Source organism: Brevundimonas nasdae (assembly GCF_016654005.1).
GTDB lineage: Bacteria > Pseudomonadota > Alphaproteobacteria > Caulobacterales > Caulobacteraceae > Brevundimonas > Brevundimonas nasdae.
Window position 1 is genome coordinate 341,280 of record NZ_JAEPWN010000002.1, and the last position, 24,482, is coordinate 365,761.

Consider the following 24,482-nt stretch of genomic DNA (forward strand, 5'->3'; position numbering starts at 1 on the left):
GAGGAACACGCCATGTCGGACAATGACTATCAGGACGATCAGGAACAGTCGGAGACCTTCGACGAGACCCATCTGGACGATGAAGGCGACGGCGATTTCCTGCTGGACGAGGCCGATCAGGTTCTGGACGTGACCCAGGCCGACGGCGACGCGGACGAAGAACCGTTCGACGAAGACGATATCGAGCTGGACGATCAGCTCGCTCTGGACGGCATCGAGGCGGAGGCCGACGCCCTGCTGGGCGTGGACGGCGAACGCCGCAACCAGTCGGACGCCGCCAGCAATGACCTGCGCGGGCCGGAGGAGGTCGAACTGGTCTATTCCGGCCTGATGGAGAACGAGCGCGGCGCCCAGGCCAGCGCGGCCCACTGGGAATCAAAACGCCTGTCGGACGACGACATCGAGGACCTGGGCTACGGCCCCGACGAAACACCCTAACAACCCACCTAAAAGGAGACGAACCATGGATTCCCACACCAAACGCGACTCCAACCAGGACACGCCCCACGCCTCGCGCACCAAGGATGAAGGCGGCAAACCGGACCAGTTGAACGAGGAAACCCGCAAGTGCGAAAGCCGCCAGGAGGCCCTTCTTGACGAAGGCATCGAAGAAACCTTCCCGGCCAGCGACCCCGTATCGGCCAAACGGATCACCTGATCGCTGTTCAGGATCGTTTTGATCCGCTACCCACTCCGCTGAAACAGACGGAGTGGGTTTGCATGAGCCGTTTCGAAGGCACCGACCGCTATATCGCCACCAATGACCTGAAGGTCGCGGTCAACGCCGCTGTGGCGCTGGAACGCCCGCTGCTGATCAAGGGTGAGCCCGGCACCGGCAAGACGGTCCTGGCCTATGAGATCGCCAAGGCCTTCGACGCCCCCCTGATCACCTGGCACGTCAAATCCACAACCAAGGCGCATAACGGCCTGTACGAATATGACGCCGTCAGCCGCCTGCGCGACAGCCAACTGGGCGACGAGCGGGTCCACGACGTCCGCAACTATCTGAAAAAGGGCAAGCTGTGGGAGGCCTTCACCGCCCCCGTTCGCCCCGTGCTGCTGATCGACGAGATCGACAAGGCCGACATCGAGTTCCCCAACGACCTGCTGCAGGAACTCGACCGGATGGAGTTCTATGTTCAGGAGACGGACGAGACGATCCGGGCCGAGGTGCGCCCCATCGTCATCATCACCTCGAACAACGAAAAGGAGCTGCCCGACGCCTTCCTGCGCCGCTGCTTCTTCCACTACATCCGCTTCCCCGACGCCGAGACCCTGTCGTCCATCGTCGACGTCCACTTCCCCGGCATCAAGCCGCGCCTGGTGTCGGAGGCGCTGAAGACCTTCTACGAAATCCGCGACACGCCGGGCCTGAAGAAAAAGCCGTCCACATCCGAACTGCTGGACTGGCTCAAGCTGCTGCTGGTCGAAGACATCGACCCCGAGACCCTGCGCGAAAAGACGCCGAACAAGCTGATCCCGCCCCTGCATGGCGCCCTGCTGAAGAACGAACAGGACATCCATCTGTTCGAGCGCCTGGCCTTCCTGGGCCGTCGCGAAGGCGGTCGTCCCGGCGCCTGAAACACGCAAATCCGCCCCCGGCATTACCGCGATTTCACTGGATCGAACGTCGTTCAAGCGCGAAATAGCAACCATGGACGTCACCAAACCGACTCGTCTTCTGATCCCCGCCCTGATGACCCTGGGGCTGGCGGCCGGTCTGACCGCCTGCGACGGTGAAAACTCGATCCGCATCACCGCGACCACCACCAATTCGGACGCCAAGGGCGTGCTGAAGGTGGTCGATACGCTGAAATGCCCGGACGCGGTCGGCGTGCTGACCCGCAAGGGCTCGGCCGACCCCGGCGGCGGCTCTTGCACCTATGGCGGGCCGCGCGGCGCTGAAGTGGTCCTGTACCTGGCGCGTCTGGACGGCAAAACCGCGCCCGAGGTGCTGCGCGACTACGAAACCCGCCTGTCGGCCGACATCCCCAACGCCAACGCCCGCGCCAACGTCCGGGTCGCCGACAATGGCTCGAACGACGCTTCGGTCCAGGCGCCGGGCGTGAACATTCAGGCCAAGGGCGAGGACGCAACCGTCAGCCTGCCGGGACTGCACATCGAGACCAAGGGCGACAACGCCACGGTCCGCATCGGCGGCATCAACATCGCGGCCAAGGATGGTCAGGGCAAACGCGCCGAAGCCCCCATCGTGGACATCGACGCCCACGGCGACCGGACCCTGGTCCGCACCCAGGCGCCGGGCGAGGCCACCCGCATGACCTTCGTTCTGGCCGACGACTCGGGGGACACCGGCCCCTGGCGCCGGGTCGGCTTTGAGGCCCGCGGCCCCGCCGGCGGCCCTCTGGTCATCGCCACTGTCCGCACCAAGGCCCGTGACGAGGGCGTGTTCGAGGCCGCCAAGGATCTGGTGACCCAGAACGTCGGCGAATAGAGGGTTTTCCACTCCAAAAGGGCGTCTTGCCTTGATCCTGTCCCCTGTTTGCGTCACCTGACCGACCCGAAAGCGAACAGGATCGAACCATTGGCCGAGCGCCCCAGGAAGAAAAACGAACCCCGCGCCTGGCAGCGGATGCTGTCCGGCCGTCGCCTGGACCTGCTCGACCCCTCGCCCTTCGACATCGAGATCGAGGACATCGCCCACGGCCTGGCGCGCGTCGCCCGGTGGAACGGACAGACCATCGGCGAACACGCCTTCTCGGTCGCCCAGCACAGCGTCGTGGTCGAAGAGATCGCCGCCCACATCAAGCCGGGCCTGGATCCGAAATGGCGTCTCGCCGCCCTGCTGCACGACGCCTCTGAATATGTGATCGGCGACATGATCTCGCCGTTCAAGGCGGCGCTGGGCTCGGGTTACAAGGACTTCGAGGCGCGGCTTGAGGCGGCCATCCACGTTCGCTACGGCCTGCCGCCCAAGACGCCGCAGACGATCAAGACCCTGATCAAGAAGGCCGACAAGGCCTGCGCCTTCTTCGAGGCCACACAGTTGGCGGGCTTCACCGAAAAGGAATCGCTCGGCTTTTTCGGCGCCCCGCCCGAAGGCTACAGCCTGACCATCAAGCCCCTGCCCGCCTCCCAGGCCCAGACGCTCTATCTCGAGCGCTATAATGTGTTGGCCAAGGCGGTCGGACTGATCCCCGCCGACGACGCCTGGCACACGGAATAGATCATGGCGGGCTCGGCGGAACAGGGCGTGCGGATCGGCCTGTCGGTCGTCGTCATGACGCTCAGGGACCGCCGGGCCGTCGTCCTGACCACGGCGGGCGAAGATGGCGCCCGCGCCCTGCCCTTCGGCCCGTTCGATCCGGCGCGCGACCGCACGTTCGAGCGCGCCCTCAGGGACTTTGTGACCGACCAGACGGGTTTCCCGCTGGGGTTCGTCGAACAGCTCTACACCTTCGGCGACGCGGGCCGCGCCTCGCCCCGCGCCACCCCCGGCCCGGACCAGAAGCGCGAAGTCTCAGTCGGCTATCTGGCCCTGACGCCCGACGCCGCAGAGGGCCAGACCCACGACTCGCGTTGGGACGCGCTGTTCGACTTCTTCCCGTGGGAGGACCGTCGCGCCGTCGATCCCGCCCTGAACGCTTACATCAGCGAGGGCCTGACCGCCTGGGCCGCCGGCGACGCCCAGCGCCTGGCCCGCGCCCGCGCCCTGTTCGCCCTGACGCCCGAACACCGCTGGAACGAGGAGCGGGTGCTGGAGCGCCATGAGCTGCTTTACGAGGCGCGCCTGGTCGCCGAGGCTTTCCGCGACCGCGACGCGGCGGCGCCCGCAGACACCGCAGGCCGCCCGATGACCTCAGATCACCGCCGCATCCTGGCCACCGGCCTGGGACGGCTGCGCAGCAAGCTGAAATACCGCCCGGTCCTGTTCGAACTGACGCCCGGCGCCTTCACCCTGTCCGAGCTTCAGGCCGCCGCAGAGGCCGTGTCCGGCCTGACCCTGCACAAACAGAACTTCCGGCGCGGGGTCGAGCGCACGGGCCTGGTCGAACCGACCGGACACGTCACTTCGGCCACCGGCGGCCGCCCCGCCGAACTGTTTCGATTCAAGGGCGTGGACCCTCAAACCGGCGCGGCGCCGGGCCTGTCATTGCCCGCACAAAGATAGTTCGGATTTCTTTCAAGAACGGGTTGCGATACGCCACGGCTCCGATTAGAGAAGCCCCTCGCTCGACCAAGCGACTTGAACACCGCGGAGAGGTGGCAGAGTGGTCGAATGTACCGCACTCGAAATGCGGCGTGCCTGGAAGGGTACCGTGGGTTCGAATCCCACCCTCTCCGCCATTCAACCAATCCCGTAAAACTGATCGCCGCACCACCGTCCGCGCGGCCTCTCGCCCAGCGTCGCAGGCAAGGTTGAGCGTGCGCTGTTTCATATGAAAACGGGCCGCGCAGTCGTCTGCGCGGCCCGTCTCATGTCAGAATCTGCTGCGGCTTAAGTCGGGCAGCGGGTCTCGGTCTGGCTGGCGTCCAGCTTGATCTCGGAGACCGAGATGGTCAGCGAGCCGGGCGTGGCCAGATGGAAGGGCACCTCGACGCGGGACAGGTCGCCGCCGTCGGTGCGGAAGCAGGTCAGCGGGATGCGCGCGACCTGCCAGCGGGCGGCCGGGGCCAACTTCAGCAGATTAGTCACATCGACCGCCCCGCCGCCCAGCGACAGACGCACCGTATCACTGGGCGCCGCGTCGATGCGGTAGCGGAAGCTGAGCGCCACCGCGCCATTGGCCTGACGGATCAGGTCGACCGGCGTGCCCCAGATCTCGACGCTGGCGGGACCCGTTCCGGCATAGGCGAACTGCTGGCCGCTTTCCTGCGCCAGATCGTCGATGGGGCGCGAGGTGACGCCGCTGCGCGGGCTGGAGGCGGACTTGGCCGTGCCGGGGCGCGTCTGGCCGCCTGCATCGTTCAGCAGCAGACCCCACGGCGACACGAACCGGCCATCGACGAAATAGCGGTCCAGATTGGCCGCTGCGACGGCGACGCCGCTATCCTCGGACAGACGCCCGACCCGCGCAGGATGGGCGTAGCTGAGGCCATAGCCATAGGCGAACTGCGGGTCATAGCCGGGCTGGCCGACATTCAACGGCTCGCCCTTGGCGTCCTTGGGCCAGCTGAATGACAGCTTGCCGGTGAAGTCGTGGCGGGGCTTGCCCGCACGGTCGCCGATCAGCAGGTCGGCGACCCCCGCCCCTTCCGTGCCCGGCAGCCAGGCGGCGACGAAGGCGTCGGACTGGTTGATCTCAGGATTTGTCCACATCGGGCGGCCCGACAGGAAGACCGAGACGGTCGGAATGCCCGCCGCCTTCAGGCGCTTCAACGTCTCCAGCGGCGCGGTCGGCACATAGGCCAGATTGTCGACGTCGCCCTGGAACTCTGCATAGGGGCTCTCGCCGAAGACGACGATGGCCACATCCGGCTTGGTCGTGAACGATCCGTCGGCGCTGAGGGCCGCAGTACCGCCCGACTGGCTGACGGCCTCATTGATACCCGCCCAGATCGACTGGCCCTGCGGGAAGTCGGCGTTGGTGTTGCCCGTGCCCTGCCAGCTCAGGGTCCAGCCGCCCGAGGCCTGGCCGATGTCATCGGCGGCGGTTCCGGCGACCAGAACCCGTGCATTGGCGCGGATCGGCAGGACGCCTTCATTCTTCAGCAGAACCAGCGACTTGCGCACCGCTTCACGCGCCAAGGCGCGGTGGGCGGGCGAGGCCAGCTCTTCGAACCGGCCTTCGACGGGGCGTTCGGCGTTGAACAGGCCGGCCTTGACCTTGGCCGTCAGGATGCGGCGCACGGCGTCTTCGATGCGGGCGGCGGGGATTTCGCCCGAGCGCGCCTGCGCCAGAGTGCTGGCGTACAGCGGCTTCCAGCTGTCGGGCGCCATCAGCATGTCGATGCCCGCATTGACCGCCAGCGCACAGCTTTCGTTGGTGCAGCCCGGCAGTTGGCCGTGGGCGTTCCAGTCCGAGACGACGAACCCCTTGAAGCCCAGCGGCCCGTGCAGCACGTCGCGCAGCAGGGTGTCGTTGCCCGAATGCTTGTATCCGTTCCAGCTGGAGAAGCTGGCCATGATGGACAGAACGCCCGCATCGATCGCCTGGACATAGCCGCCCAGGTGGATGTCGATCAGCTCCTGCTCCGTGCCGGTGAAATCACCCTGGTCTTTTCCTCCGTTGGTCCCGCCGTCAGCCAGGAAGTGTTTGGCCGAGCCCGCGATATGGCCGGGCGCCAGCGGCTGACCGGCGACCAGCGGACCTTGCAGGCCCAGGGTCATCGGCCCGGCATAGGCGCGCTGCACCTCCGGGTTCTCGGCATAGCCCTCATAGGTGCGGCCCCAGCGGTCGTCGCGCGGCACGGCCAGCGTCGGGCCGAACGTCCAGTCGGCGCCGGTCACGGCGACTTCCAGCGCGGTGGCCACGCCGATGCGGTGGATCAGGTCAGGATCGCGCGCGGCGCCCAGGCCGATGTTGTGCGGGAAGATGGTCGCGCCCGGCACATTGTTGTGCCCGTGAACGGCGTCGATGCCGTAGATCAGCGGGATCACCGTGCCGCCGCGCGCGGCGTTGGCGGCGCGGAAGGCCTGGGCCAGCTCCAGCCATTTCGGCGGCGCGGCCTTGTCGTCGCCCCACGGGCCGGAGCTGCCGCCCGCCAGGATCGAGCCCAGCGGATAGGTCTTCAGGTCTTCCGGCGTGATCGAGGAGATGTCCGCCTGGATCAGCTGCCCCACCTTCTCCTCCAGCGTCATGCGCCGGATCAGGTCGGTGACGAAGGCGTCGGTCTGGGCGTCGCTGATGGCGTCCGGCGTGGCGGCGCGCGGCCAGATGGCGGGATTGGCGCGGGCGGCCTCGGGCACCGGAATGGTCTGGGCCAGCACCGAAGAGGCGCCGCCCAGGGCGATCGTCAGGGCAATCAGGGAAGCGGCTGTGCGACGCATGAATATTCCTCGTGTTTCAGAACGAGGACGTGCGGACTGTGTCGGAAGGCACAGGCCCGCAGCGGCGGAATGCTCCCATCCCTGCCCGACCACGCGGCGCGTCTGCTCCCGAGCGATCGATCCGCCGCCCTTACCTTTACGATAAGGGCGGCGAACGGGGGTATCGTCAAGCGATTTTTGAGAACGTTCTCAAACATTCACCGCGCCATTTGACGCACGGTGAAGGATCATCAGATTTTTGAGCGGCTTAGGCCGGCAGGTCCTCAGCCAGGATCGCCATTTCGAACATGAACGAACCTTCTTCGTCCTCGTCCTCGAAGACGATGCCGATGAACTCGTCGCCGACGTAGACTTCGGCCGAGTCGTTCTGCTTGGGACGGGCCTTCACAATGATGCCGCCGGTGTTGAAGGTGCGCTTGAGGTGGGCCTCGATGCGCTTCAGGTCGGTGTCTTTCACGGGTGGCCTCATAGTCCTTGGATTGGCGGCGGACCCTAGAGAAGTCGGGCCTTCAGGGGAACTGGCAGATGAATTTTTCCGCAGCACCTGGAATGCCATCCCCTGCCGACAGAGCGCCTATAATGGCGCCATGGCAATGGCGAAGCCCAGACGGTCAGGACGGCGCAACTGCACGACTCTCGCCACGATCCGCTTGACCAAGGCGTCTGCGATCTGCTGATCCACAGACCCGTCGATTTTCGAGAAGCGCGACATGAATAAAAACGAGAGAGTGAAGGTCGCCATCGGCTTTCCGCTGGGCCTGTGCCTGGGCATCATCTTCGGCGCCCTGATCCACAACATGGCCATCGGCATCATCGTTGGCCTGGCGCTGGGCTTCGGCGTCGTGACGTTCAGCCGCAGGAAGCCATAAACGGCCTTCAGATCACGAAGTCGTACACGACCTCGGCCAGGGTGTGGTCCATCGTCCGGGCGGGTTCTGCGCCTGTGGGGCAGTTGACCAGACGGGCCGGAACGCCTGCGACGGTGCAGCCCGTCGGCACGTCCTTCAGCACCACCGAACCGGACGCCACCTTGGCGAAATCGCCCACGTGGATATTGCCCAGCACCTTGGCCCCCGCGCCCAGCAGGACGCCATTGCCGATCTTGGGGTGACGGTCGCCGCGTTCGGCGCCGGTGCCGCCCAGGGTCACATTGTGCAGCATGGAGACGTCGTCGCCGACCACCGCCGTCTCGCCGATGACGATGCCGGTGCCGTGGTCCAGGAACAGCCCCTTGCCCAGACGCGCCGCCGGATGGATGTCCAGCTGGAACAGTTCGGAGATGCGGCTCTGGAAGTGGAAGGCCAGCGTCTCGCGCCCCTGCCCCCAAAGCCAATGCGCCACGCGCCAGCCCTGCAACGCCTGGAAGCCTTTGAAATAAAGGAAGGGCTGCAACAGGTTGCGGATCGCCGGGTCGCGCTCGGCGACGGCCTGCAGATCGGCCTCGGCGGCCTCGACAATGCTGGGATCAGCCTTGAAGGCAGACAGGCAGACTTCGCGCACCGACATGGCGCTCATTTCGCCATCGGCCAGCTTGCGCGCGATCTGGAAGCTCAGCGCGCCGGACAGGTCATCGTGCGACAGGACGACCGCGTTCATCTGGGAACCCAACTGCGGTTCTTCGCGCGACGCAGCCTCGGCCGAGGCGCGCAACTGGCGCCACACGCTGTCGTTTTCCGCGACGATTTCCAGCTTGGCCATGATCGGCTCCTTCGGGGTCATCATACGCGCCCAAGCAGGGCGCGCGCCAGCGCTTCGGGCAGTTCCCCGTTCTGGGCCATATGGTAGGCGCGGTAAGCCGTCGCCACCGTCAGGCCGTCGCGCACAGTCCCCCGCCCGATTTCCTCCAGCAGCGCGGCAAATGGAACACGCACGATGGTGATGACCTCGGTGGGATCAGGCGCGACCGGCACGGGGCCAAGCCCCCAGGCCAGCCAGGTGTAGGCCATCTCGGTCGTGACCGAGTTCGACACCTCCATCGTCAGGGCGGGCGCCCAGTGGGCGGCCTCCAGCCCGGCCTCTTCGGCCAGTTCCCGCCGCACCCCGTCGAACGGATCCTCGCCCACCGGCGCGCCGCCCTCGGGTATTTCCCAGGAGTATGTGCCCAGGGCGAACCTCTGCTGGCCGACCAGAACCACCGTGCCGTCGTCGTGGATCGGCAGCACCCCGGTAGCGACATTCTTGGGCTGCATGATCGTATAGTCGCTGGCCAGCCCCGTCGGCGCCACGACCTGATGCTGGGTCAGGCGCATCCAGGGGTTCTCGAACACCGTCCGCTCGCTCTCGCGACGCCATGCAGGCGGCTTGACCAGCCCCTTGGCCCACTGCGGTTCGTCGACGGGTTTCGGCGTATTGTTCATGCTGCGGGTATGGCGGATCGGGGGTCAAAAGCCTAGCTAGGCGGCATGACCCAGTTGCCCGTTTACGCCCTGAACGACGCCGTTCCCCTGCCCGTCCCGTCGCCTGAGTTCCGTCGGCGACTGGCCCAGCGCCGTTCGGCCCCGGCGCAGTCCCTGACCGCCCCCGGCCCGACCGACGCCGAACTGGACGAGATCCTGCTGCTGGGCGCCCGCACGCCGGATCATGGCAAGCTGTTCCCGTGGCGGTTCGTGGTTCTGGGTCCGCAGACGCGTGCTGAAATCGCTGAACGCCTGGCGGTCCTGGCCGAGGTCCGCAACAAGCCCGCCAAGGATCAGGCCGTGCTGGCCAAGCTGACGACGGCGCCGGTCACCATCCTGGTCATCTCCACCCCCATCCCCGACGCCAAGCCGATCTGGGAGCAGGAGCTGTCGGCGGGCGCCGTCTGCATGAACCTGGAACACGCCGCCAGCGGCTTCGGCTATTCGGCCAGTTGGATCACGGACTGGTACGCCTATGACGCTGAAGGCTCCGCCCTGTTCGGCGTCAAGGACGGCGAAAAGGTCGCCGGCTTCATCCACATCGGAACCCTGACCGAACCACCTCTGGAGCGTCCCCGCCCAGAAATCGCCACGAAGGTCACACGCTTGCCGTAACTCGGCGGCATAAAGTCGCTTCACGTCGGTTTAGTCTCGACCGCCGCCGCCTCCTCCCCCAAGGCCTCAGTATGGATTCCCTGTTGCAAGCCGTGGGCGACTTCATCGCCCGCAATCATATGTGGGCCGGCGTACTCCTGGGCCTGATCACCTTTCTAGAGTCCCTGGCGGTCATCGGCGCCTTCGTGCCGGCGACCGGTCTGCTGGTCGCGGCGGGCGGTCTGATTGCGGCGGGGGTTCTGGACCCGGCCAATGTCATCATCGGCTGCGTCGTCGGCGCCGTGCTGGGCGACGCCGTCAGCTATTGGGCGGGCCGCCACCTGGGCATCCGCTTCCTGCAGCGCCCGATGTTCAAGCCGCACCGCCGCCGCATCGCCTGGACGCGTCTGTACTGCCGCCGCTACGGGGTTCTGTCGATCTTCGTGGGCCGTTTCTTCGGCCCCTTGCGCGCCTTCGTGCCGCTGACGCTGGGGATGCTGCGGATGCGCCAGCGGTCGTTCCAGTTCGGCAATGTGACCTCGGGCATCGTCTGGGTTCTGGCCATGCTGGCGCCGGGCTATCTGGCGGCCCAGGGCCTGGCGAAGATGGAGTTGCTCAGCGAAGCCCACGGCCCCACCCTGCTGATCGGCGCCATCGCCGTGGCCATTCTGGTGGTCGCCATCGTCTATCGTGCGGTGAAATCGCGCATGAGCCGCAAGTCGGCCGTCATGCGCGGGGCGCTGGAGAGCCGCTGACCGCCTCCTCTTCCGGTCGGTGCACGATCGACACCAGCACCACCGAAATGATCATCAGCAGGAACCAGCTGCCCAGCTTGGCCAGGGACACCATCTCCCAGCCGTCGGCCTGCCCCGGATAGGTCCAGGCCCGGCCCAGGGTGCCCAGGTTCTCGGCGAACCAGATGAACAGGGCCACCAGCCCATAGCCCAGCAGGAGCGGCATCGACCTGCGCCTGCGGTCCGCCGTGAAATAGAACCAGCCCCGCCCGAACAGCAGCGCCGTCGCCACGAACAGCCCCAGCCGCACGTCCGGCAGCCAGTGGTGCGCAAAGAAGTTCACGTAAATGGCCGCCGCCAGCACCCAGGTCGTCCACAGCGGCGGATAGCGCCTGACCCGGATATGGAAGATGCGCTGCACCCGCGCGATGTAGCTGCCGACCGCCGCATACATGAAGCCCGAAAACAGCGGCACGGCGCCGATCCTCAGCAGGCTATCCTCGGGATAGACCCACGACCCATGCGCCGTCTTGAACAGCTCCATGATCGTGCCGGCGATGTGGAACAGGAAGATGACCCGCGCCTCCTCCCAACTCTCCAGCCGGAAGGCCAGCATCGCCGCCTGAATGACCAGGGCTCCGACCACCAGAAAGTCATAGCGCGACACCACCGCCCCCTCCGGCCACAGCAGCCAGGTGCCCATGATCAGCACCAGCATCAGCCCGCCGAACAGACAGGCCCACCCCTGCTTCAGCCCGAACCACAGGAACTCCAGCCCGTACCGGCTCCACGTCCTCTGATCCGCGCGCGCCTGCACCCGCTCAAGAAGGTCGCGCCCCCAGGTTTCGAGCGGTAGCCGATTGCGCGCGCTTTCTCTCGAGGCAGGCTTCGGCGAACGAGGACCATCAGGCGTAGGGTCATGCATGCCGCAAACCCTAGGGTCTGATGCCGCTCACGCAAAGTCGGAGTCATTTCCCTTCTCCCCTTGCGGGAGAAGGTGGCCCGATGGGCCGGATGAGGGGGCGGTCATCGGCAGGAACAGAAATCCCATCATCCGACTTCGCTTCGCCGCCTCCACGAACAGCGGTATTATTATTGCGGCCAAATCGATTACGAACCATCATCTCGCTCGATGACCAGACAAGCTCCGGGCCTCTATTGGGTAGCGCCGTTTAGTCCAGCAGGGCTTTTCAGGTGGTTCTACCTGAAGCGACAGATCGAAAAGCACTGGCATTTAGCCATCGAATGGCGCCGGGCCCGTCCAGAAGACTGGCCCTCAAAACCCATCGGCGGCGAGTTCGCTCACGCCAGACATTGGGGATATGGATACGTCTCTGAGCAGGGCTCCAAACTACTGTTCGTCGTTCCCCGCGGATGGGAAGAGCCGGAATGGGAACTGGCCGAGTTTGATAGAGCACTTAAGCAGTGGCGCCGCCTTGGGTATTTCGAGCCTTTGTCGCCAAACTGGACAATGCCTGCCTATCGACAATAACCAATTCGAAATGCCGTTGCGTTTCAATGTGAAAGCATCGCCCCGTACAGAACAGACGCCGCCCCTCACCCCCGCCCGCGATAGGTCGGCACGCCTTGATCGGGCAGCCACAGGCCTTCCGGCGCCACGCCCGTCTGCCAGAAGACGTCGATGGGGATGCCGCCGCGCGGGTACCAGTAGCCCCCGATGCGCAGCCATTTCGGCTGCAGCAGGTCGGCCAGTTTGCGGCCGATGGCGACGGTGCAGTCCTCGTGGAAGGCGCCGTGGTTGCGGAAGCTGGTCAGGTACAGCTTCAGGCTCTTTGACTCGACCAGCCAGTCACCCGGCGCATAGTCGATGACGATGTGGGCGAAGTCGGGCTGGCCGGTCACCGGGCACAGGCTGGTGAACTCCGGCGCCGTGAACCGGGCCAGATACAGGGTGTCCGCGTGCGGGTTCGGCACCCGCTCCAGCACGGCGGTTTCGGGGCTGGTCGGGGCCGCGGTCTGGGCGCCCAGTTGGCTCAGGTTGTCGGTGTAATGCGTCATGCCCGCCATTTAGGCGTTCGCGTCATCCATGAAAATCCTCCTTTGCGCGGCGGATGGGCCAGGTCCGCGCCGAAACCCGCCTCAAGACGCGGAAATGCGAAGATTTAGCCTTTCGATTTCAGCCCCCTGATTTCACGACACCCCAATCAACGCACGGCGGCGCGAACCTGGGTTAAGCTGGCCGCGCCAGTCTGCAAGGCCGCGCATTTCAGACGATTCAGACTATTCAGACTGTGTTTTTTCTTGGCGCACGCAATCCATTGCCTTACCCGGCGACAGCCGGTTATCCGTAGCGAAAGAAAACCAAGGAGACGCTCGTGGCTATTCCCGCATCGCTGCAAAAGGGCCTGACCCTGCCGATCATTTCGGCCCCCATGTTCCTGGTCTCCGGCCCGGACCTGGTGGTCGAAGCCTGCAATGCGGGCGTCATCGGCACCTTCCCGTCCCTGAACCAGCGCACGACCGAGGGCTATCGGGAGTGGATCCACGAGATCAAGGCGCGGCTGACGCCGGACGCCGCCGCCTTTGGCGTCAATCACATCGTCCACCCGACCAACCCCCGTCTGATGGCGGACATGATGGTGTCGGTCGAGGAGAAGGTGCCGCTGATCATCACCTCGCTGGGCGCGGTGCGCGACGTGGTCGATGCGGTGCATGGCTATGGCGGTCAGGTCTTCCACGACATCGCCAACATCCGCCACGCCCGTAAGGCCGTAGAGGCGGGCGTCGACGGCCTGATCCTGGTCGCCAACGGCGCGGGCGGCCATGCGGGCATCATCAACCCCTTCGCTCTGGTCAACGAGGTCCGCAGCTTCTTTGACGGAACCATCATCCTGTCGGGCGCCATCTCGACCGGCCAGGACGTGGCGGCGGCCCTGATGCTGGGCGCCGACTTCGCCTATATGGGCACCCGCTTCATCAACACGACCGAGGCCCTGGCGGCGCCGGCCTACAAGCAGATGATCATCGACAGCGGCTCGACCGACATCGTCCACACACCCGCCGTTTCCGGCATCCCGGCCAACTTCATGAGCAAGTCTCTGGTCGAGAACGGCATCGACCCCAAACACCTGCCCGAGCACAAGCTGGACATGGGCGACGAGGCCAAGGCGTGGAAGACCGTCTGGTCCGCGGGCCAGGGCGCAGGCGCCATCCACGACGTCCTGCCGACCGCCGAACTGGTGGGCCGTCTGCGGCAAGAGTTCGCTCAGGCGACGGAAGAATTCGCGAAAAAGGCGCCCGCTCGCTAAGAGGGAGCCTGACACGCCCGCCGCGCGTTGGAGCCCTCATGATCCGCATCGCCTCGCCCGCCCCGCTCGGTTTCGCTCTTGTGCTGGCCGCCTTCGCCACGCCTGCCCTGGCGCAGGCGGGCGGCGACTGGGACTTCCAGGTGGGCGCAGGCTCGGACAACCGGTCCAAGAACGTCTCCAAGTCGCAGACAGACCCCTACGCCTTCGGTTCGGCGACATGGGAAAGCGCCAACGGCCTGTTCTACGCCGGTCCGGGCTTTGAAACGATCAAGGCCGGCGGCTCCAAGGTCGAACTGAACATGGTCGCAGGCTATCAGCCCGAGGCCTTCGGCTATCAGTTCGATCTGAACGTCGCCTACAAGAACCGCGCGGGCGCCGACGACGGCTATGACGACGACACCTGGGAGTTCACGGGCAACATCAGCCGCTCCATAGGCCCTGCCCGCGCCCGGTTGCAGGTCCAGTATTCGCCCGACGCCGCCGGATCGAACGAGGGCTTCGTCTGGGTCGAGGGCCGCGTGGGCTGGACCTTCACGCCGAAACTGGACGGCACCCTGGCCGTGGGCCGCCGTGAACAGGACAACGGCCCCGACTACACCGGCTGGAACGCGGGCGTGACCTACGCCCTGACCGAAAAGCTGGATCTGGACCTGCGCTACTACGACACCTCGGCCCATTCGGCGGGGGAACAGTACGGCGACGCCCTGGTCGCCAAGATTTCATACGCGTTCTGAGCGGCGCCCCCTTGCGCATGGGTTGTCGGCTTCCCATCTAGGGCTGGTCGATCTCACTGCGTAACGCCGCTGCTCCCTTTGCATCTACGCACCGAGGTCCAAAAGCCGATCCCATTCAGACCCGACAGGCCGACCAGGGATCCCTCCCTGCGGTCAACGCCAGACGGAGGTCTCCAAATGGCTACCGGCACTGTTAAATGGTACAACCCCACCAAAGGCTACGGCTTCATCGCACCCGATGACGGCGGCAAGGACGTCTTCGTCCACGCCTCGGCTGTCGAAACCTCCGACGTGGGTTCGCTGAACGAAGGCCAGAAAATCGCCTACGAAATCGAGCGCGACTCGCGCTCGGGCAAGGAATCCGCCGGCCGTCTCAAGGCGGCGGAGTAGGACAAGCTCCAGGCGTCCAACACGAACGAACCGCCCACGACCCGGATGGGCGCCATCGCCTTTGACGGCGAGATCACGCGCCTGCTGCCGCTTGGCGGTCGCCGTGTCCGCCTGGACAACGGCCATCTGATCACGGTCTTGCCCTCGCTGGGCGCCCAGACGGGCGTCTCGCTGCTGGGTGACCGTGTGACGGTGGAAATCGCCTTCAATCAGCTGAAGGGCTGGCGCCTGTCGCGCCGGCCCCGACGCCGTTTTCAAAACGGATGCCGCCATGACCCCGCTCGCTGACATGATCCCCGCAATGACCGATGCAGACCTTGTGACCCTGCGCGCCAATGCTGCGCGTCTGGTCGAGCATGGCGCCTCGACGCAGGTGATCGCCGCCTCCGACATCATCCCGGTCATCGATACCGAAATCGCGCGTCGCGCCGCCCTGCCCAAGGCCGCAAAGGCCCCGGTGAAGCGCGCCGCTCCCAAGAAGAAGCTGCCGCCCGTCACCGGCCACCAGACCGCGCTTCCGGGTTGAGGCTGCACTCCGTCGTCATCCTCGCCACGCGGCCAGGATGACGACCTGAAGCACTGTCAGCCCAGCGCCTGATCCAGATCCGCGATCAGGTCTTCGACATTCTCCACGCCGACCGAAAGACGGATCAGATTATCCGTCACGCCGCCCGCCTCGCGGACTTCCTTGGGCACGCTGGCATGGGTCATGATCGCCGGGTGGTTCACCAGGCTTTCGACGCCGCCCAGAGACTCCGCCAGAGTGAAGACCTGAACCCGCTCCAGCACACGCTTGGTGCGCTCCAGATCCCCGTCCAGGATCACCGTCACCATCCCGCCGTAGCCGCCGCTCATCTGGCGTGCGGCCAGCTCATGTTGCGGGTGGGCGATCAGGCCGGGATAGATGACCTTCGCGATCCCTGCCCGCGTCTCCAGCCAGCGAGCGATGGTCAGGGCGTTCTCGCAGTGCGCCTTCATCCGCAGCGCCAGGGTCTTCAGACCCCGATTGGCCAGGAAGGCGTCGAACGGCCCCATGATCCCGCCGACCGAGTTCTGCAGGAACTTGATCCGCGTCGCCAGGTCGGCATCGCCGGTGACCAGCACCCCGCCGATGATGTCCGAATGGCCGTTCAAATATTTGGTCGCCGAGTGCATGACTACGTCCGCGCCCAGGCTCAGCGGCTGCTGGCAGAAGGGGGTGGCGAAGGTGTTGTCCACGACCAGCAGCAGCCCATGGGCCTTGGCCACCTTTGACAGGGCGGCGATGTCGGCCAGCTTCATCAGCGGGTTGGTGGGCGTCTCGACCCACAGCATCTTCGTCCTGGGCGTGATCGCCGCCTCGACCGCCGCGATGTCGCTCAGGTCCACATAGGCGAAGTCCAGCCCCATGGTGCGACGCCTCACCCGTTCGAACAGCCGCCACGAGCCGCCGTAAAGGTCGTCGCCTGTGACAATGTGATCGCCCGCATCCAGCAACTCCAGCGCGGTCGAGGTCGCCGCCATGCCCGAGCCGAAGCCGAACCCGTGCGTCCCGCCCTCCAAGTCCGCGATACAGACCTCAAACGCCTCGCGCGTCGGGTTCTTGCCCCGCGCATACTCATACCCCTTATTCACGCCCGGGCTTTCCTGGGCATAGGTCGAGGTGGCGTAGATCGGCGTCATCACTGCGCCCGTCGTCGGGTCGGGATGCTGACCGGCATGGATGGCGCGGGTCGAAAACCCTTGGCTGTTCTTCTTGTCAGTCATCGACTTAGCGATTCAGGCTGAGGTGGTTGATGAGGTCGGTGCGGGTGATCAGGCCGACGAATTTCTCGCCGTCCAGCACGATGGCCACGCGGTCACGGTCGAAGACGGGGATCAGGGCGTCGAGCGACTCCTTGACCTGCACCGTGTCCAAATCCCGCGTCATGGCCGAGGCGACCGGCTTGGCGAACCGTTCCTTGCGCGTGATCTCGTCGGTGTTCATCACCTGGATCAGGTCGCTTTCGTCCAGAATGCCGACCAGACGCCCGTCGTCGATGATCGGCAGCTGGGACACGTCCGCACCCTTCATCCGCTTGAAGGCGGTGTCCAGGGTGTCGTCCGGCCCAGCGACCACGACGTCGCCCTTTTCGTATTTGCGGTTGATCAGGTCCGACAGGTCGCCGTGGATTTCACGCTCGCCCAGGCCCTGATCGGCCAGCCAGGCGTCGTTGTAGACCTTGGACAGATATTTGGCGCCGGTGTCGCAGACGAAGGTGACGCAGGTCTTGGCCTCGGTCTGCTCGCGGCACCAGCGCAGGGCGGCGGCGATCAGGGTGCCCGACGACGAGCCCGCCAGAATCCCTTCCTTCAACAGCAGTTCGCGCGCGGTGCTGATCGCCTCGGCGTCAGAGATCGAATAGGCCTTGTCGATCAGGCTCATGTCCGCCGTGTCCGGCACGAAATTCTGACCAATGCCCTCGACGGTGTAACCGCCCTCCGGCCCCGGCACGCCGTCGTTGACGATGCCTGCCAGGGTAGAACCAACCGGATCGGCCAGAATGATCTCGGCCTTGGAGCCGACGCTTTTCAGATAGCGCGCCGTGCCTGTGATCGTGCCGCCCGAACCGATGCCCGCAACCAGGGCGTCGATGTCGCCGCCCGTCTGGCTCCAGATTTCCGGCCCCGTGGTCTTCACATGGGCCTCGGCGTTGGCGTCATTGGCGAACTGGTTGACGTAGAAGCCGCCGGGAATGCCCTGGGCCAGACGCTCGGCCATGTCGGTGTAATATTCAGGATGCCCGTGCGGAACGTCCGAGCGCGTCAGGCGTACATCGGCGCCCATGGCCCGCAGATGCTGGATCTTTTCCTTCGACATCTTGTCAGGAATGACCAGAAGCACCTTATATCCCCGCGCCCGGCCGACCAGTGTCAGCGCCAGGCCCGTATTGCCGGCCGTCGCCTCGACGATGGTGCCGCCCTCTTTCAGGAAGCCTTCCTTCTCCGCCGCATCCAACATCTCGACCGCAATCCGGTCCTTGATCGATCCGCCGGGGTTCTGGGATTCCAGCTTGAGCAGCAGCCGGCATTTCCCGGTGTCGATCTTCGTCACCTCCACCATCGGCGTCTTGCCGATCAGATCCAGCGGCGACTTCACAGGCGCGCTCAGGGCGGGGGCGGATAGGGACATCAACGACTCCATTCGGGGTTCAGCGGAAGCTGAAGCTCCGCAATCACTCGGTCAACTCATGCAAGATTTGACCCAAGGGCGCGGTTCCGCGCTACGAAAGACATAATGAGCAAATCACCCAAGAGGCCGCCCGCCGGTCTCCCCGACAAAGACACCCTCGTCGCCTTCCTGCGAGAGGCCGGATCGGCCGAGAAGACCGATATCGCACGCCACTTCGGGCTAAAGGGCGGCGACCGCCGGGCCCTGCGCGAAATGATCCGCGAGCTGGAGGCCGAAGGCAGGCTGGGCAAACGCGGCCGCAAGGGCTTTTCCGAAGCCGGCGCCCTGCCCCCCGTCGGCGTCGCCGATGTGATCGAACGCGATGTGGACGGCGAACTCTACGTCCGCCTGGTCGAGGCCAGCCCCGATGCGCCCCAGGCCCTGCTGATCCCCGACAAGACCAAGGCCGCCCCCGGCATGGGCGACCGTCTGCTGGTCAAGTTCCAGCGCGGTGCCGAAGGCTGGGAGGCCCGGCTGATCAAGAAACTCGATATCGGCACGAACCGTGTTCTGGGCGTGATCCGCAAATCGGCGCGCGAGACGCGGGTCGAGCCGGTCGACCGCCGCTCCAAGGATGTGCTGCTGGTGCCCCAGGCCCAGTCCGGCGACCTGCGCGACGGCGATCTGGTCCTGGCCGCCATCGAAAAGGGCGAGCATCGCTATGGCCCCAAGCGCGGCAAGATTCTTGAGAACATCGGCAAGGAGGACGACCCCCGCGCCGCCTCCCTGATCGCCATCTACGCCCACAGCATCCCGACCGGCTTCTCCGAGGCCGTCGAGCGTGAGGCCGAGGATCAGGAACTGCCGACGCTGAAGGGCCGCGAGGACCTGCGCGAGGTTCCCTTCATCACCATCGACCCCGCCGACGCGCGCGACCACGATGACGCCGTCTATGCCGCCCGCGACGAAGATCCCAAGAACCCCGGCGGCTGGATCGTCTGGGTCGCCATCGCCGACGTCGCCGCCTACGTGCGCCCCGGCTCCCAACTGGACCGCGAGGCCCGCGAAAAGGGCAACTCGACCTATTTCCCCGACCGCGTCGAACCGATGCTGCCGGAGGTGCTGTCAAACGGCCTGTGCAGCCTGAAGGAGGGCGAGAACCGCGCCTGCATGGCCGTGCGCATGGTCTTCGACAAGGACGGACGAAAGACGGGCCACAAGTTCGTGCGCGGCCTGATGCGGTCGCATGCCAAACTGTCTTACGAACAGGCCCAGGCCGCAATCGACGGCCAGACAGACGACGCCACCGGCCCGATCATGGAGGCCATCCTCTATCCGTTGTGGAACGCCTATCACGCCATGCTGAAGGGCCGCCTGAAGCGCAGCCCGCTGCAGATCGAATCCGCCGAGCGCCGCATCCGCATGGCCCCTGACGGCGGCATCGCCTCCATCGAGAAGCGCACCTCGCTTGAGGCGCACCGGCTGATCGAAGAAATGATGATCCAGGCCAATGTCTGCGCCGCCGAGACCCTGGAGCAGAAAAAGACGCCCCTGATCTACCGCATCCACGATGCGCCCAGTCAGGAGAAGATCTTCAACCTGGCCGACTTCCTGCACACCATCGGCAAGCCGTGGAACAAGGGCGAGCCGGGCACGACCAAGCGGTTCAACAAGCTGTTGGACGAGACGCGCGACACCGAACACGCCGACGTGGTCAACGAGGTCGTCCTGCGCACCCAGATGCAGGCCATCTATTCGCCGGAGAACGTGGGCCACTTTGGTCTGAACCTGGACCGCTATGCCCACTTCACCTCGCCCATCCGGCGCTATTCCGACCTGATTGTGCATCGCGGCCTGATCCGGGCCCTGAATCTGGGCAAGGATGGGCTGACGGATCGCGAGATCGCCGAACTGCCCGCCATCGCCGAACAGGTCACCTCGACCGAGCGGCGCTCTATGGCCGCTGAACGCGATGCGATGGACCGCTATATCGCCGCCTTCCTTGAGGAGCATATCGGCGCGACCTTCGCCGGGCGCATCACCGGCGTGACCCGTTTCGGCCTGTTCATCCGGCTGGAGGACACGGGCGCCGATGGTCTGGTCCCCGTCTCGACCCTGGGCAGCGAATATTTCACCCACGATGACCGCGCCCACGCCCTGGTCGGGGAACGCACCGGCAAGCGTTTCACCCTGGGCCGGATGGTCGAGGTCAAGCTGCGCGAGGCCACGCCCGTCACCGGCGGACTGGTCTTTGAAATGCTCAGCGAGCCCGAACCCCGCGATCCCGACGCCCCGGCCCCGCGCTACGGCATCCGTGGAAGGGGCGGCGACGGGCCGCCCATGCGCGGCAAGAACCGTCCTGGCGGCCCCAAGCCCCGCAACGGCTCCAAACCCTCTGGCGGCCTGAAGGGCGTCAGGAAGGGCAAGCGGAAATGAACCGGCCCTTCGACGCTGCACAGGATCTGGCCGACGCCCCGCGCGTCGGCGGCGCCCAGCGCCCGAAGGACGCCGCCACCCTGATCCTGACGCGCGGCGGATCGAAGCCTGAGGTTCTGATGGGGCGGCGTGCGCCCGGCCATGTCTTCATGGCATCGAAATGGGTCTTTCCCGGCGGACGAATTGACCGGTCGGACTTCACCGCCGCATCCGCTGGCGACCTGTCGTCCGATGCCGCGCGCCGCCTGGCTGCCGAGACCCCCGCACGCCGCGCTCGCGCCCTGGCCCTGACGGCGGTGCGCGAGACGTTCGAGGAGACGGGCCTGATCCTGGGCCGCCCCGCCCCGCCCGCCGCCGTCGCCGGGCCCTGGCGGGAATACCGCCAGGCGGGCGCCCTGCCCGATCTGTCGGTCCTGTCCTACATCGCCCGCGCCATCACCCCGCCGGGCCGCACGCGCCGCTTTGACGCCCGTTTCTTCATGGCCCCCGCCGAAGCCCTGCTGACGCCTGAACCGACGTCAGGCTCTGGCGAATTGGACGAGATCGCCTGGCTGCCTCTGGACGAGGCCCGCACGCTGGACCTGCCCGCCATCACCCGTTTCGTGCTGGGGGAGTTGGCCGAACGGCTTGAGCATCCCGACCGCCCCCTGCCCTTCGTTCGCATGGTGCGCGGCCAGCATGTGGTCGAACACAGGGACTGACACATGGCGGGCCAGCCCATCACGCTTCGGTTGACGATCCGGGACCCGGTCCCCGACGTCGCCTACAGCCTGCAGGACAAGACCAACGCCCCGGTCGAGGTCCGGATCGCCGGCGACGCCCCGCTCAGCTTCGACGCGCCGATCACCTTGACGGACGACAACCGTTTCACCGGCCCGTTCGTGCGGCGTGAAGGCCCCACCCGCCGCTTCGTCTATATCTGCATCGGTGCCTCGGCGGGCCAGCACGGCAGCGAATGGAGCCGCCGCGCCAAGATCGACATTCACGACATCCCCGCCGCGCTGCTGGCTCAGGCGCGTGACGGCGTCGTGTTGGAGATCGTTCTGCCGGGACGCGGCAAGGATGGGACGCCCGCCTGTGCGACGGTGCGTCCCCTCCAGCCCTGGCGCGCTGCCTGACCTAGCTTGCGACCGGCTTGGTCAGGTCGAACTCGACCCGGAAATGCCGGTTCGGACGGCGCAGTTCATAGGCGAAGGTCTCATGTGGATGGACCTCGATGGCCCAGGTGTTGGTCGTCGAAACCGTCGCGTTATTGGCGTTGAACAGCGCGATGGATTCCGCGTCCACCGGGAACTCCTGCCGTTTCGCCGTGCCCTCGTTCACCGTATCGCCGCCGTACCAGTGCAGCACGTCTGTCGTGCCGTCCTCATGTCGGTGATCATGCTTCAGGCGCAGGCCGACATCTCCCCTGGTCACAACCCAGGTCCGCGAGCGGTCATCACCCACGGCGAACGGAATGCGAATCTCTGCGTCGGAACAGTCGCGGACATGCATCAACAGCCGTTTGTTGGCGAAATCCGCGTCGGCGGGATCGGTCGTGACGACCCGCCCTTCGAATCGCTGGCCGCACAGGGCGGTCAGGTTTGAGAAGAAGGCGTCTTGCGGATTCGGGGATTCAGCCCCGCCAGCGCAGGATGAAAGGGCGAAACCCAGGGCCGTCGCGGCCAGCGCGTATGCTAATTTCATGCTCCAAGCCTATATGTGCGAAATCCCCTATCAACGTGGCATCACGCCCGTTGACTTTAGGCCGTGTCTGAGTATGTTCCGCGCCTCTTATTTTAAGCGGCTGTCGCCGTCGTAGAGGTATTCCGATGGCCAAACCGGCTTCCATCAAAATCCGTCTGAACTCCACCGCCGACACTGGCTTCTTCTATGTCACCAAGAAGAACGCCCGCACCATGACCGAGAAAATGGTCGTCAAGAAGTACGACCCGGTCGTGCGCAAGCACGTCGACTTCAAGGAAGGCAAGATCAAGTAAGCACTTGATCTGCTAGAAAATACGACGCCCGGCTGATCACTCAGCCGGGCGTTTTTCTTTGTCCGACATGGGCTGTGGTCGTGGCCGCCGAAGGGACTTCAGGCGGCCTTGGCGATGACGATGTTGCGGCCCTTGGCCTTGGCCTCATACACGCCCTCGTCGGCGCGTTTCAGCAGCAGTTCCGGCGTGTCATGAGGCCCGCAGGTGGCCGCCACGCCGATTGAGATGGTTATGGTCAGCATTTCCTTTCCGCCCATGATGCGGAACGGCTGAGAGGCTACGTCCCGGCGAATCCGCTCGGCGACGCGTCCTGCGTCCTCCAGATCTGCGCCCGGCATGACGACCACGAACTCCTCGCCGCCCAGACGGCACGGCAGGTCCACGGCTCGCACATTGGTGGCCAGACGCACGGCGAACTCGATCAGAACCTCATCGCCCGCATCATGACCGAAGCCGTCGTTCACCAGCTTGAAGTGGTCGATGTCCAGCACCAGCAGGGCGACAGAACTGCCGCCATGCACGGCCCGGTTCACCAGGGCGTCCAACTGGCCAGTCATGTAGCGGCGGTTATGCAGCCCGGTAAGAGCGTCCGTGACGGCCAGCTCCAGGCTGGAATCCAGCTTGTCGCGCAGGAAGTCGGTGTAGCGCTTGCGGCGGATCTGCGTGCGCGCGCGCGCCGACAGCTCGTCCGGGTCGATGGGCCGGTTGACCACGTCCGCGGCCCCCAGCTCCAGCGCCTTGACCATGCGCGCCCGATCCATCGGATCGACAACGGCCAGCACCGGCGCCCGGCGCGCATCGCCTGACTTGGACAGGGCCAGCACTCGCAGGCCGTCGAAGGTGTCAGCCGCCACATTGACGATGACCAGGTCCAGCGGTCCGCGCACGGCCTTTATCGCCGCGTCAGCGTTCGCCTCAATCGCCACGCGATGCTCGACGCCCAACTGGTCGGCGATCTTCTTGGCCTGGGCTTCATTGTCATCGACGACCAGAACCCGACCGCCCTCGGCGCGCAGACGCCTGTCGCCGTCGGTGCTGACGCCCATGCGGCGGCTGTTTTCCTCACGCTCGCGCAGCTCGTCCATCACCTGTTTCAGGCGGCTTAGCGAGCGCACCCGCGCAAACAGGATCACATCATCCAGCGGCTTGGTGATGAAGTCGTCGGCGCCTGCCTCAAGTCCGCGTATCTTGTCTTCCCGACCATCCAGGGCGGTGACCAGCACCACAGGAATATGGCGCGTCTCGGCCTGGGCCTTCAGGCGGCGGCAGGTTTCGAATCCGTCCATGCCCGGCATCATCACGTCCAGCAGGATCAGGTCCGGCTGGGTCTCCGCCGCCAGCGTCAGCGCGGTCAGACCGTCGTGACAGGACACCACGTCGAAATATTCGATCGTCAGCTTGGCTTCCAGCAGACGGACGTTGGCCTCAACGTCGTCCACGACCATGACCCGCGCGCTCATCCCAGGTGCTGCCGGACTGTTTCGAGGAAATGCATCACGGAAATCGGCTTGGAGATATAGGCCTCGCACCCGCCCTGGCGGATGCGTTCCTCATCGCCCTTCATGGCGAAGGCGGTCACGGCGATGACGGGGATGTGGTGCAGCTCCTCGTCATCCTTCAGCCACTTGGTGACCTCCAGACCAGATATCTCGGGCAACTGGATATCCATCAGGATCAGATCGGGCAGATGCGCGCGCGCCAGCGCCAAAGCCTGCAGTCCCTCGCGGGTCTGCAGGGTTTCATACCCCTGAGAATCGAGCAGATCATGAAAAAGCTTCATGTTCAGCTCGTTATCCTCGACGATGAGGACTTTCTTGGACATCATCACCTGACCTGCGCTCCCCCATACGCGGAACGCTTCGTTGGAT

General features: G+C 65.6%; 30 protein-coding genes and 1 tRNA gene. 20 read left to right on the forward strand and 11 right to left on the reverse strand.

Going from position 1 to position 24,482, the window contains the following annotated elements; translation table 11 throughout:
- Positions 1 to 12 precede the first annotated feature (12 nt).
- The 7 genes from JKF87_RS04900 to JKF87_RS04930 all read left to right on the forward strand — a co-directional run bounded on the left by JKF87_RS04900 (position 13) and on the right by JKF87_RS04930 (position 4,308).
- Entirely contained in the window at positions 13 to 438 is a 426-nt protein-coding gene (locus tag JKF87_RS04900; RefSeq protein ID WP_201097855.1) for a hypothetical protein, read from the forward strand.
- 25 nt (positions 439 to 463) lie between these two features.
- Positions 464 to 658: a hypothetical protein gene (locus JKF87_RS04905; protein ID WP_201097857.1), complete on the forward strand. Its 195-nt coding sequence runs from the start codon at positions 464 to 466 to the stop codon at positions 656 to 658.
- A 62-nt stretch (positions 659 to 720) separates the two neighbouring features.
- Complete coding sequence (locus JKF87_RS04910) at positions 721 to 1,581, forward strand: AAA family ATPase (RefSeq protein ID WP_201097858.1); 861 nt, start codon at positions 721 to 723, stop codon at positions 1,579 to 1,581.
- A 73-nt stretch (positions 1,582 to 1,654) separates the two neighbouring features.
- Complete coding sequence (locus JKF87_RS04915) at positions 1,655 to 2,455, forward strand: methyltransferase type 11 (protein ID WP_201097859.1); 801 nt, start codon at positions 1,655 to 1,657, stop codon at positions 2,453 to 2,455.
- Positions 2,456 to 2,545: 90 nt separating this feature from the next.
- Positions 2,546 to 3,187, forward strand: a complete 642-nt coding sequence (locus tag JKF87_RS04920) for a YfbR-like 5'-deoxynucleotidase (protein ID WP_370874291.1) — start codon at positions 2,546 to 2,548, stop codon at positions 3,185 to 3,187.
- Between the two features lie 3 nt (positions 3,188 to 3,190).
- Entirely contained in the window at positions 3,191 to 4,132 is a 942-nt protein-coding gene (locus tag JKF87_RS04925) for an NUDIX hydrolase (RefSeq protein WP_201097862.1), read from the forward strand.
- 86 nt (positions 4,133 to 4,218) lie between these two features.
- Positions 4,219 to 4,308, forward strand: a tRNA-Ser gene (locus JKF87_RS04930).
- Positions 4,309 to 4,459: 151 nt separating this feature from the next.
- Here the strand turns inward: JKF87_RS04930 and JKF87_RS04935 are convergent.
- Together JKF87_RS04935 and JKF87_RS04940 are read right to left on the reverse strand one after the other, a co-directional pair.
- Entirely contained in the window at positions 4,460 to 6,952 is a 2,493-nt protein-coding gene (locus JKF87_RS04935) for a glycoside hydrolase family 3 protein (protein WP_201097863.1), read from the reverse strand.
- A 247-nt stretch (positions 6,953 to 7,199) separates the two neighbouring features.
- Entirely contained in the window at positions 7,200 to 7,409 is a 210-nt protein-coding gene (locus tag JKF87_RS04940) for a DUF3126 family protein (protein ID WP_017504669.1), read from the reverse strand.
- Between the two features lie 253 nt (positions 7,410 to 7,662).
- On the opposite strand from JKF87_RS04940, the gene JKF87_RS04945 reads away from it, so the two are divergent.
- Positions 7,663 to 7,821 (forward strand): hypothetical protein, encoded by a 159-nt coding sequence (locus JKF87_RS04945; RefSeq protein ID WP_201097864.1) that lies wholly within the window; start codon positions 7,663 to 7,665, stop codon positions 7,819 to 7,821.
- 7 nt (positions 7,822 to 7,828) lie between these two features.
- Here the strand turns inward: JKF87_RS04945 and cysE are convergent, their stop codons facing one another.
- Complete coding sequence (cysE, locus tag JKF87_RS04950; RefSeq protein ID WP_201097866.1) at positions 7,829 to 8,650, reverse strand: serine O-acetyltransferase; 822 nt, start codon at positions 8,648 to 8,650, stop codon at positions 7,829 to 7,831.
- Positions 8,651 to 8,670: 20 nt separating this feature from the next.
- A complete protein-coding gene (locus JKF87_RS04955; RefSeq protein WP_201097868.1) occupies positions 8,671 to 9,309 on the reverse strand; it encodes an NUDIX domain-containing protein in 639 nt (212 codons plus the stop codon).
- A gap of 45 nt (positions 9,310 to 9,354) precedes the next feature.
- On the opposite strand from JKF87_RS04955, the gene JKF87_RS04960 reads away from it, so the two are divergent.
- Entirely contained in the window at positions 9,355 to 9,963 is a 609-nt protein-coding gene (locus JKF87_RS04960) for a nitroreductase family protein (RefSeq protein WP_201097870.1), read from the forward strand.
- A gap of 71 nt (positions 9,964 to 10,034) precedes the next feature.
- A complete protein-coding gene (locus JKF87_RS04965; RefSeq protein WP_201097872.1) occupies positions 10,035 to 10,697 on the forward strand; it encodes a DedA family protein in 663 nt (220 codons plus the stop codon).
- On the opposite strand, the gene JKF87_RS04970 is transcribed toward JKF87_RS04965, so the two are convergent.
- On the reverse strand, positions 10,669 to 11,493 hold the full coding sequence (locus tag JKF87_RS04970; protein WP_307417467.1) for a DUF817 domain-containing protein: 825 nt from the start codon (positions 11,491 to 11,493) through the stop codon (positions 10,669 to 10,671). The genes JKF87_RS04965 and JKF87_RS04970 overlap by 29 nt on opposite strands.
- Positions 11,494 to 11,808: 315 nt before the next feature.
- Between JKF87_RS04970 and JKF87_RS04975 the strand changes: the two genes are divergently transcribed.
- The gene (locus tag JKF87_RS04975; protein WP_201097877.1) at positions 11,809 to 12,168 is read left to right on the forward strand and encodes a hypothetical protein; all 360 of its coding nucleotides are present in this window, start codon (positions 11,809 to 11,811) and stop codon (positions 12,166 to 12,168) included.
- A 65-nt stretch (positions 12,169 to 12,233) separates the two neighbouring features.
- Here the strand turns inward: JKF87_RS04975 and queF are convergent, their stop codons facing one another.
- The gene (gene queF, locus JKF87_RS04980) at positions 12,234 to 12,695 is read right to left on the reverse strand and encodes a preQ(1) synthase (RefSeq protein WP_201097879.1); all 462 of its coding nucleotides are present in this window, start codon (positions 12,693 to 12,695) and stop codon (positions 12,234 to 12,236) included.
- Between the two features lie 317 nt (positions 12,696 to 13,012).
- On the opposite strand from queF, the gene JKF87_RS04985 reads away from it, so the two are divergent.
- The 5 genes from JKF87_RS04985 to JKF87_RS05005 all read left to right on the forward strand — a co-directional run bounded on the left by JKF87_RS04985 (position 13,013) and on the right by JKF87_RS05005 (position 15,595).
- A complete protein-coding gene (locus JKF87_RS04985; RefSeq protein ID WP_201097881.1) occupies positions 13,013 to 13,945 on the forward strand; it encodes an NAD(P)H-dependent flavin oxidoreductase in 933 nt (310 codons plus the stop codon).
- A 38-nt stretch (positions 13,946 to 13,983) separates the two neighbouring features.
- Positions 13,984 to 14,679, forward strand: coding sequence for a TorF family putative porin (locus JKF87_RS04990; protein WP_201097882.1), 696 nt, complete (start codon positions 13,984 to 13,986; stop codon positions 14,677 to 14,679).
- 177 nt (positions 14,680 to 14,856) lie between these two features.
- A complete protein-coding gene (locus JKF87_RS04995) occupies positions 14,857 to 15,069 on the forward strand; it encodes a cold-shock protein (RefSeq protein WP_201097883.1) in 213 nt (70 codons plus the stop codon).
- A 45-nt stretch (positions 15,070 to 15,114) separates the two neighbouring features.
- Positions 15,115 to 15,357 carry a S1 domain-containing protein gene (locus JKF87_RS05000; RefSeq protein ID WP_201097884.1) on the forward strand — a complete coding sequence of 81 codons (243 nt, stop codon included), beginning with the start codon at positions 15,115 to 15,117 and terminating at the stop codon, positions 15,355 to 15,357.
- On the forward strand, positions 15,341 to 15,595 hold the full coding sequence (locus JKF87_RS05005; protein WP_201097886.1) for a hypothetical protein: 255 nt from the start codon (positions 15,341 to 15,343) through the stop codon (positions 15,593 to 15,595). Before JKF87_RS05000 ends, JKF87_RS05005 begins: the two co-directional genes overlap by 17 nt.
- Positions 15,596 to 15,651: 56 nt before the next feature.
- Here JKF87_RS05005 and JKF87_RS05010 read toward each other — a convergent pair whose 3' ends face one another.
- Positions 15,652 to 16,815, reverse strand: a complete 1,164-nt coding sequence (locus JKF87_RS05010; RefSeq protein ID WP_201097888.1) for a cystathionine gamma-synthase — start codon at positions 16,813 to 16,815, stop codon at positions 15,652 to 15,654.
- Between the two features lie 4 nt (positions 16,816 to 16,819).
- Positions 16,820 to 18,220 carry a pyridoxal-phosphate dependent enzyme gene (locus JKF87_RS05015; protein WP_201097890.1) on the reverse strand — a complete coding sequence of 467 codons (1,401 nt, stop codon included), beginning with the start codon at positions 18,218 to 18,220 and terminating at the stop codon, positions 16,820 to 16,822.
- 105 nt (positions 18,221 to 18,325) lie between these two features.
- Here JKF87_RS05015 and rnr point away from each other — a divergent pair, with 105 nt between their 5' ends.
- The 3 genes from rnr to JKF87_RS05030 are packed head-to-tail and all read left to right on the forward strand — an operon-like array spanning position 18,326 to position 21,753.
- Complete coding sequence (gene rnr, locus JKF87_RS05020) at positions 18,326 to 20,635, forward strand: ribonuclease R (protein ID WP_201097892.1); 2,310 nt, start codon at positions 18,326 to 18,328, stop codon at positions 20,633 to 20,635.
- Positions 20,632 to 21,336: an NUDIX hydrolase gene (locus JKF87_RS05025; RefSeq protein ID WP_201097894.1), complete on the forward strand. Its 705-nt coding sequence runs from the start codon at positions 20,632 to 20,634 to the stop codon at positions 21,334 to 21,336. The genes rnr and JKF87_RS05025 overlap by 4 nt, the downstream gene beginning before the upstream one ends.
- 3 nt (positions 21,337 to 21,339) lie before the next feature.
- Entirely contained in the window at positions 21,340 to 21,753 is a 414-nt protein-coding gene (locus JKF87_RS05030) for a DUF5990 family protein (RefSeq protein WP_201097895.1), read from the forward strand.
- Position 21,754: 1 nt separating this feature from the next.
- Here the strand turns inward: JKF87_RS05030 and JKF87_RS05035 are convergent, their stop codons facing one another.
- Positions 21,755 to 22,321, reverse strand: coding sequence for a hypothetical protein (locus JKF87_RS05035; RefSeq protein ID WP_201097897.1), 567 nt, complete (start codon positions 22,319 to 22,321; stop codon positions 21,755 to 21,757).
- A 125-nt stretch (positions 22,322 to 22,446) separates the two neighbouring features.
- Between JKF87_RS05035 and rpmG the strand changes: the two genes are divergently transcribed.
- Positions 22,447 to 22,614: a 50S ribosomal protein L33 gene (rpmG, locus tag JKF87_RS05040; protein ID WP_008262536.1), complete on the forward strand. Its 168-nt coding sequence runs from the start codon at positions 22,447 to 22,449 to the stop codon at positions 22,612 to 22,614.
- Between the two features lie 98 nt (positions 22,615 to 22,712).
- On the opposite strand, the gene JKF87_RS05045 is transcribed toward rpmG, so the two are convergent.
- Together JKF87_RS05045 and JKF87_RS05050 are read right to left on the reverse strand one after the other, a co-directional pair.
- Complete coding sequence (locus JKF87_RS05045; protein WP_201097899.1) at positions 22,713 to 24,074, reverse strand: PleD family two-component system response regulator; 1,362 nt, start codon at positions 24,072 to 24,074, stop codon at positions 22,713 to 22,715.
- The gene (locus tag JKF87_RS05050; protein WP_201097901.1) at positions 24,071 to 24,436 is read right to left on the reverse strand and encodes a response regulator; all 366 of its coding nucleotides are present in this window, start codon (positions 24,434 to 24,436) and stop codon (positions 24,071 to 24,073) included. Before JKF87_RS05050 ends, JKF87_RS05045 begins: the two co-directional genes overlap by 4 nt.
- Positions 24,437 to 24,482: the final 46 nt, after the last annotated feature.

What these genes read in the sequence shown, in the direction of transcription:
- JKF87_RS04945 (WP_201097864.1), top strand. Translation starts at nt 7,663, where the DNA reads ATGAATAAAAACGAGAGAGTGAAGGTCGCCATCGGCTTTCCGCTGGGC.
- JKF87_RS05005 (WP_201097886.1), top strand. Translation starts at nt 15,341, where the DNA reads ATGACCCCGCTCGCTGACATGATCCCCGCAATGACCGATGCAGACCTT.
- JKF87_RS05030 (WP_201097895.1), top strand. Translation starts at nt 21,340, where the DNA reads ATGGCGGGCCAGCCCATCACGCTTCGGTTGACGATCCGGGACCCGGTC.
- rnr (WP_201097892.1), top strand. Translation starts at nt 18,326, where the DNA reads ATGAGCAAATCACCCAAGAGGCCGCCCGCCGGTCTCCCCGACAAAGAC.
- JKF87_RS04910 (WP_201097858.1), top strand. Translation starts at nt 721, where the DNA reads ATGAGCCGTTTCGAAGGCACCGACCGCTATATCGCCACCAATGACCTG.
- JKF87_RS04925 (WP_201097862.1), top strand. Translation starts at nt 3,191, where the DNA reads ATGGCGGGCTCGGCGGAACAGGGCGTGCGGATCGGCCTGTCGGTCGTC.
- JKF87_RS04960 (WP_201097870.1), top strand. Translation starts at nt 9,355, where the DNA reads ATGACCCAGTTGCCCGTTTACGCCCTGAACGACGCCGTTCCCCTGCCC.
- JKF87_RS04935 (WP_201097863.1), bottom strand. Translation starts at nt 6,952, where the DNA reads ATGCGTCGCACAGCCGCTTCCCTGATTGCCCTGACGATCGCCCTGGGC.
- JKF87_RS04955 (WP_201097868.1), bottom strand. Translation starts at nt 9,309, where the DNA reads ATGAACAATACGCCGAAACCCGTCGACGAACCGCAGTGGGCCAAGGGG.
- JKF87_RS05045 (WP_201097899.1), bottom strand. Translation starts at nt 24,074, where the DNA reads ATGAGCGCGCGGGTCATGGTCGTGGACGACGTTGAGGCCAACGTCCGT.
- queF (WP_201097879.1), bottom strand. Translation starts at nt 12,695, where the DNA reads ATGACGCATTACACCGACAACCTGAGCCAACTGGGCGCCCAGACCGCG.
- JKF87_RS04900 (WP_201097855.1), top strand. Translation starts at nt 13, where the DNA reads ATGTCGGACAATGACTATCAGGACGATCAGGAACAGTCGGAGACCTTC.
- rpmG (WP_008262536.1), top strand. Translation starts at nt 22,447, where the DNA reads ATGGCCAAACCGGCTTCCATCAAAATCCGTCTGAACTCCACCGCCGAC.
- JKF87_RS05035 (WP_201097897.1), bottom strand. Translation starts at nt 22,321, where the DNA reads ATGAAATTAGCATACGCGCTGGCCGCGACGGCCCTGGGTTTCGCCCTT.
- JKF87_RS05025 (WP_201097894.1), top strand. Translation starts at nt 20,632, where the DNA reads ATGAACCGGCCCTTCGACGCTGCACAGGATCTGGCCGACGCCCCGCGC.
- JKF87_RS05050 (WP_201097901.1), bottom strand. Translation starts at nt 24,436, where the DNA reads ATGTCCAAGAAAGTCCTCATCGTCGAGGATAACGAGCTGAACATGAAG.
- JKF87_RS05000 (WP_201097884.1), top strand. Translation starts at nt 15,115, where the DNA reads ATGGGCGCCATCGCCTTTGACGGCGAGATCACGCGCCTGCTGCCGCTT.
- JKF87_RS04995 (WP_201097883.1), top strand. Translation starts at nt 14,857, where the DNA reads ATGGCTACCGGCACTGTTAAATGGTACAACCCCACCAAAGGCTACGGC.
- JKF87_RS04965 (WP_201097872.1), top strand. Translation starts at nt 10,035, where the DNA reads ATGGATTCCCTGTTGCAAGCCGTGGGCGACTTCATCGCCCGCAATCAT.
- cysE (WP_201097866.1), bottom strand. Translation starts at nt 8,650, where the DNA reads ATGGCCAAGCTGGAAATCGTCGCGGAAAACGACAGCGTGTGGCGCCAG.
- JKF87_RS05010 (WP_201097888.1), bottom strand. Translation starts at nt 16,815, where the DNA reads ATGACTGACAAGAAGAACAGCCAAGGGTTTTCGACCCGCGCCATCCAT.
- JKF87_RS05015 (WP_201097890.1), bottom strand. Translation starts at nt 18,220, where the DNA reads ATGTCCCTATCCGCCCCCGCCCTGAGCGCGCCTGTGAAGTCGCCGCTG.
- JKF87_RS04975 (WP_201097877.1), top strand. Translation starts at nt 11,809, where the DNA reads ATGACCAGACAAGCTCCGGGCCTCTATTGGGTAGCGCCGTTTAGTCCA.
- JKF87_RS04990 (WP_201097882.1), top strand. Translation starts at nt 13,984, where the DNA reads ATGATCCGCATCGCCTCGCCCGCCCCGCTCGGTTTCGCTCTTGTGCTG.
- JKF87_RS04905 (WP_201097857.1), top strand. Translation starts at nt 464, where the DNA reads ATGGATTCCCACACCAAACGCGACTCCAACCAGGACACGCCCCACGCC.
- JKF87_RS04915 (WP_201097859.1), top strand. Translation starts at nt 1,655, where the DNA reads ATGGACGTCACCAAACCGACTCGTCTTCTGATCCCCGCCCTGATGACC.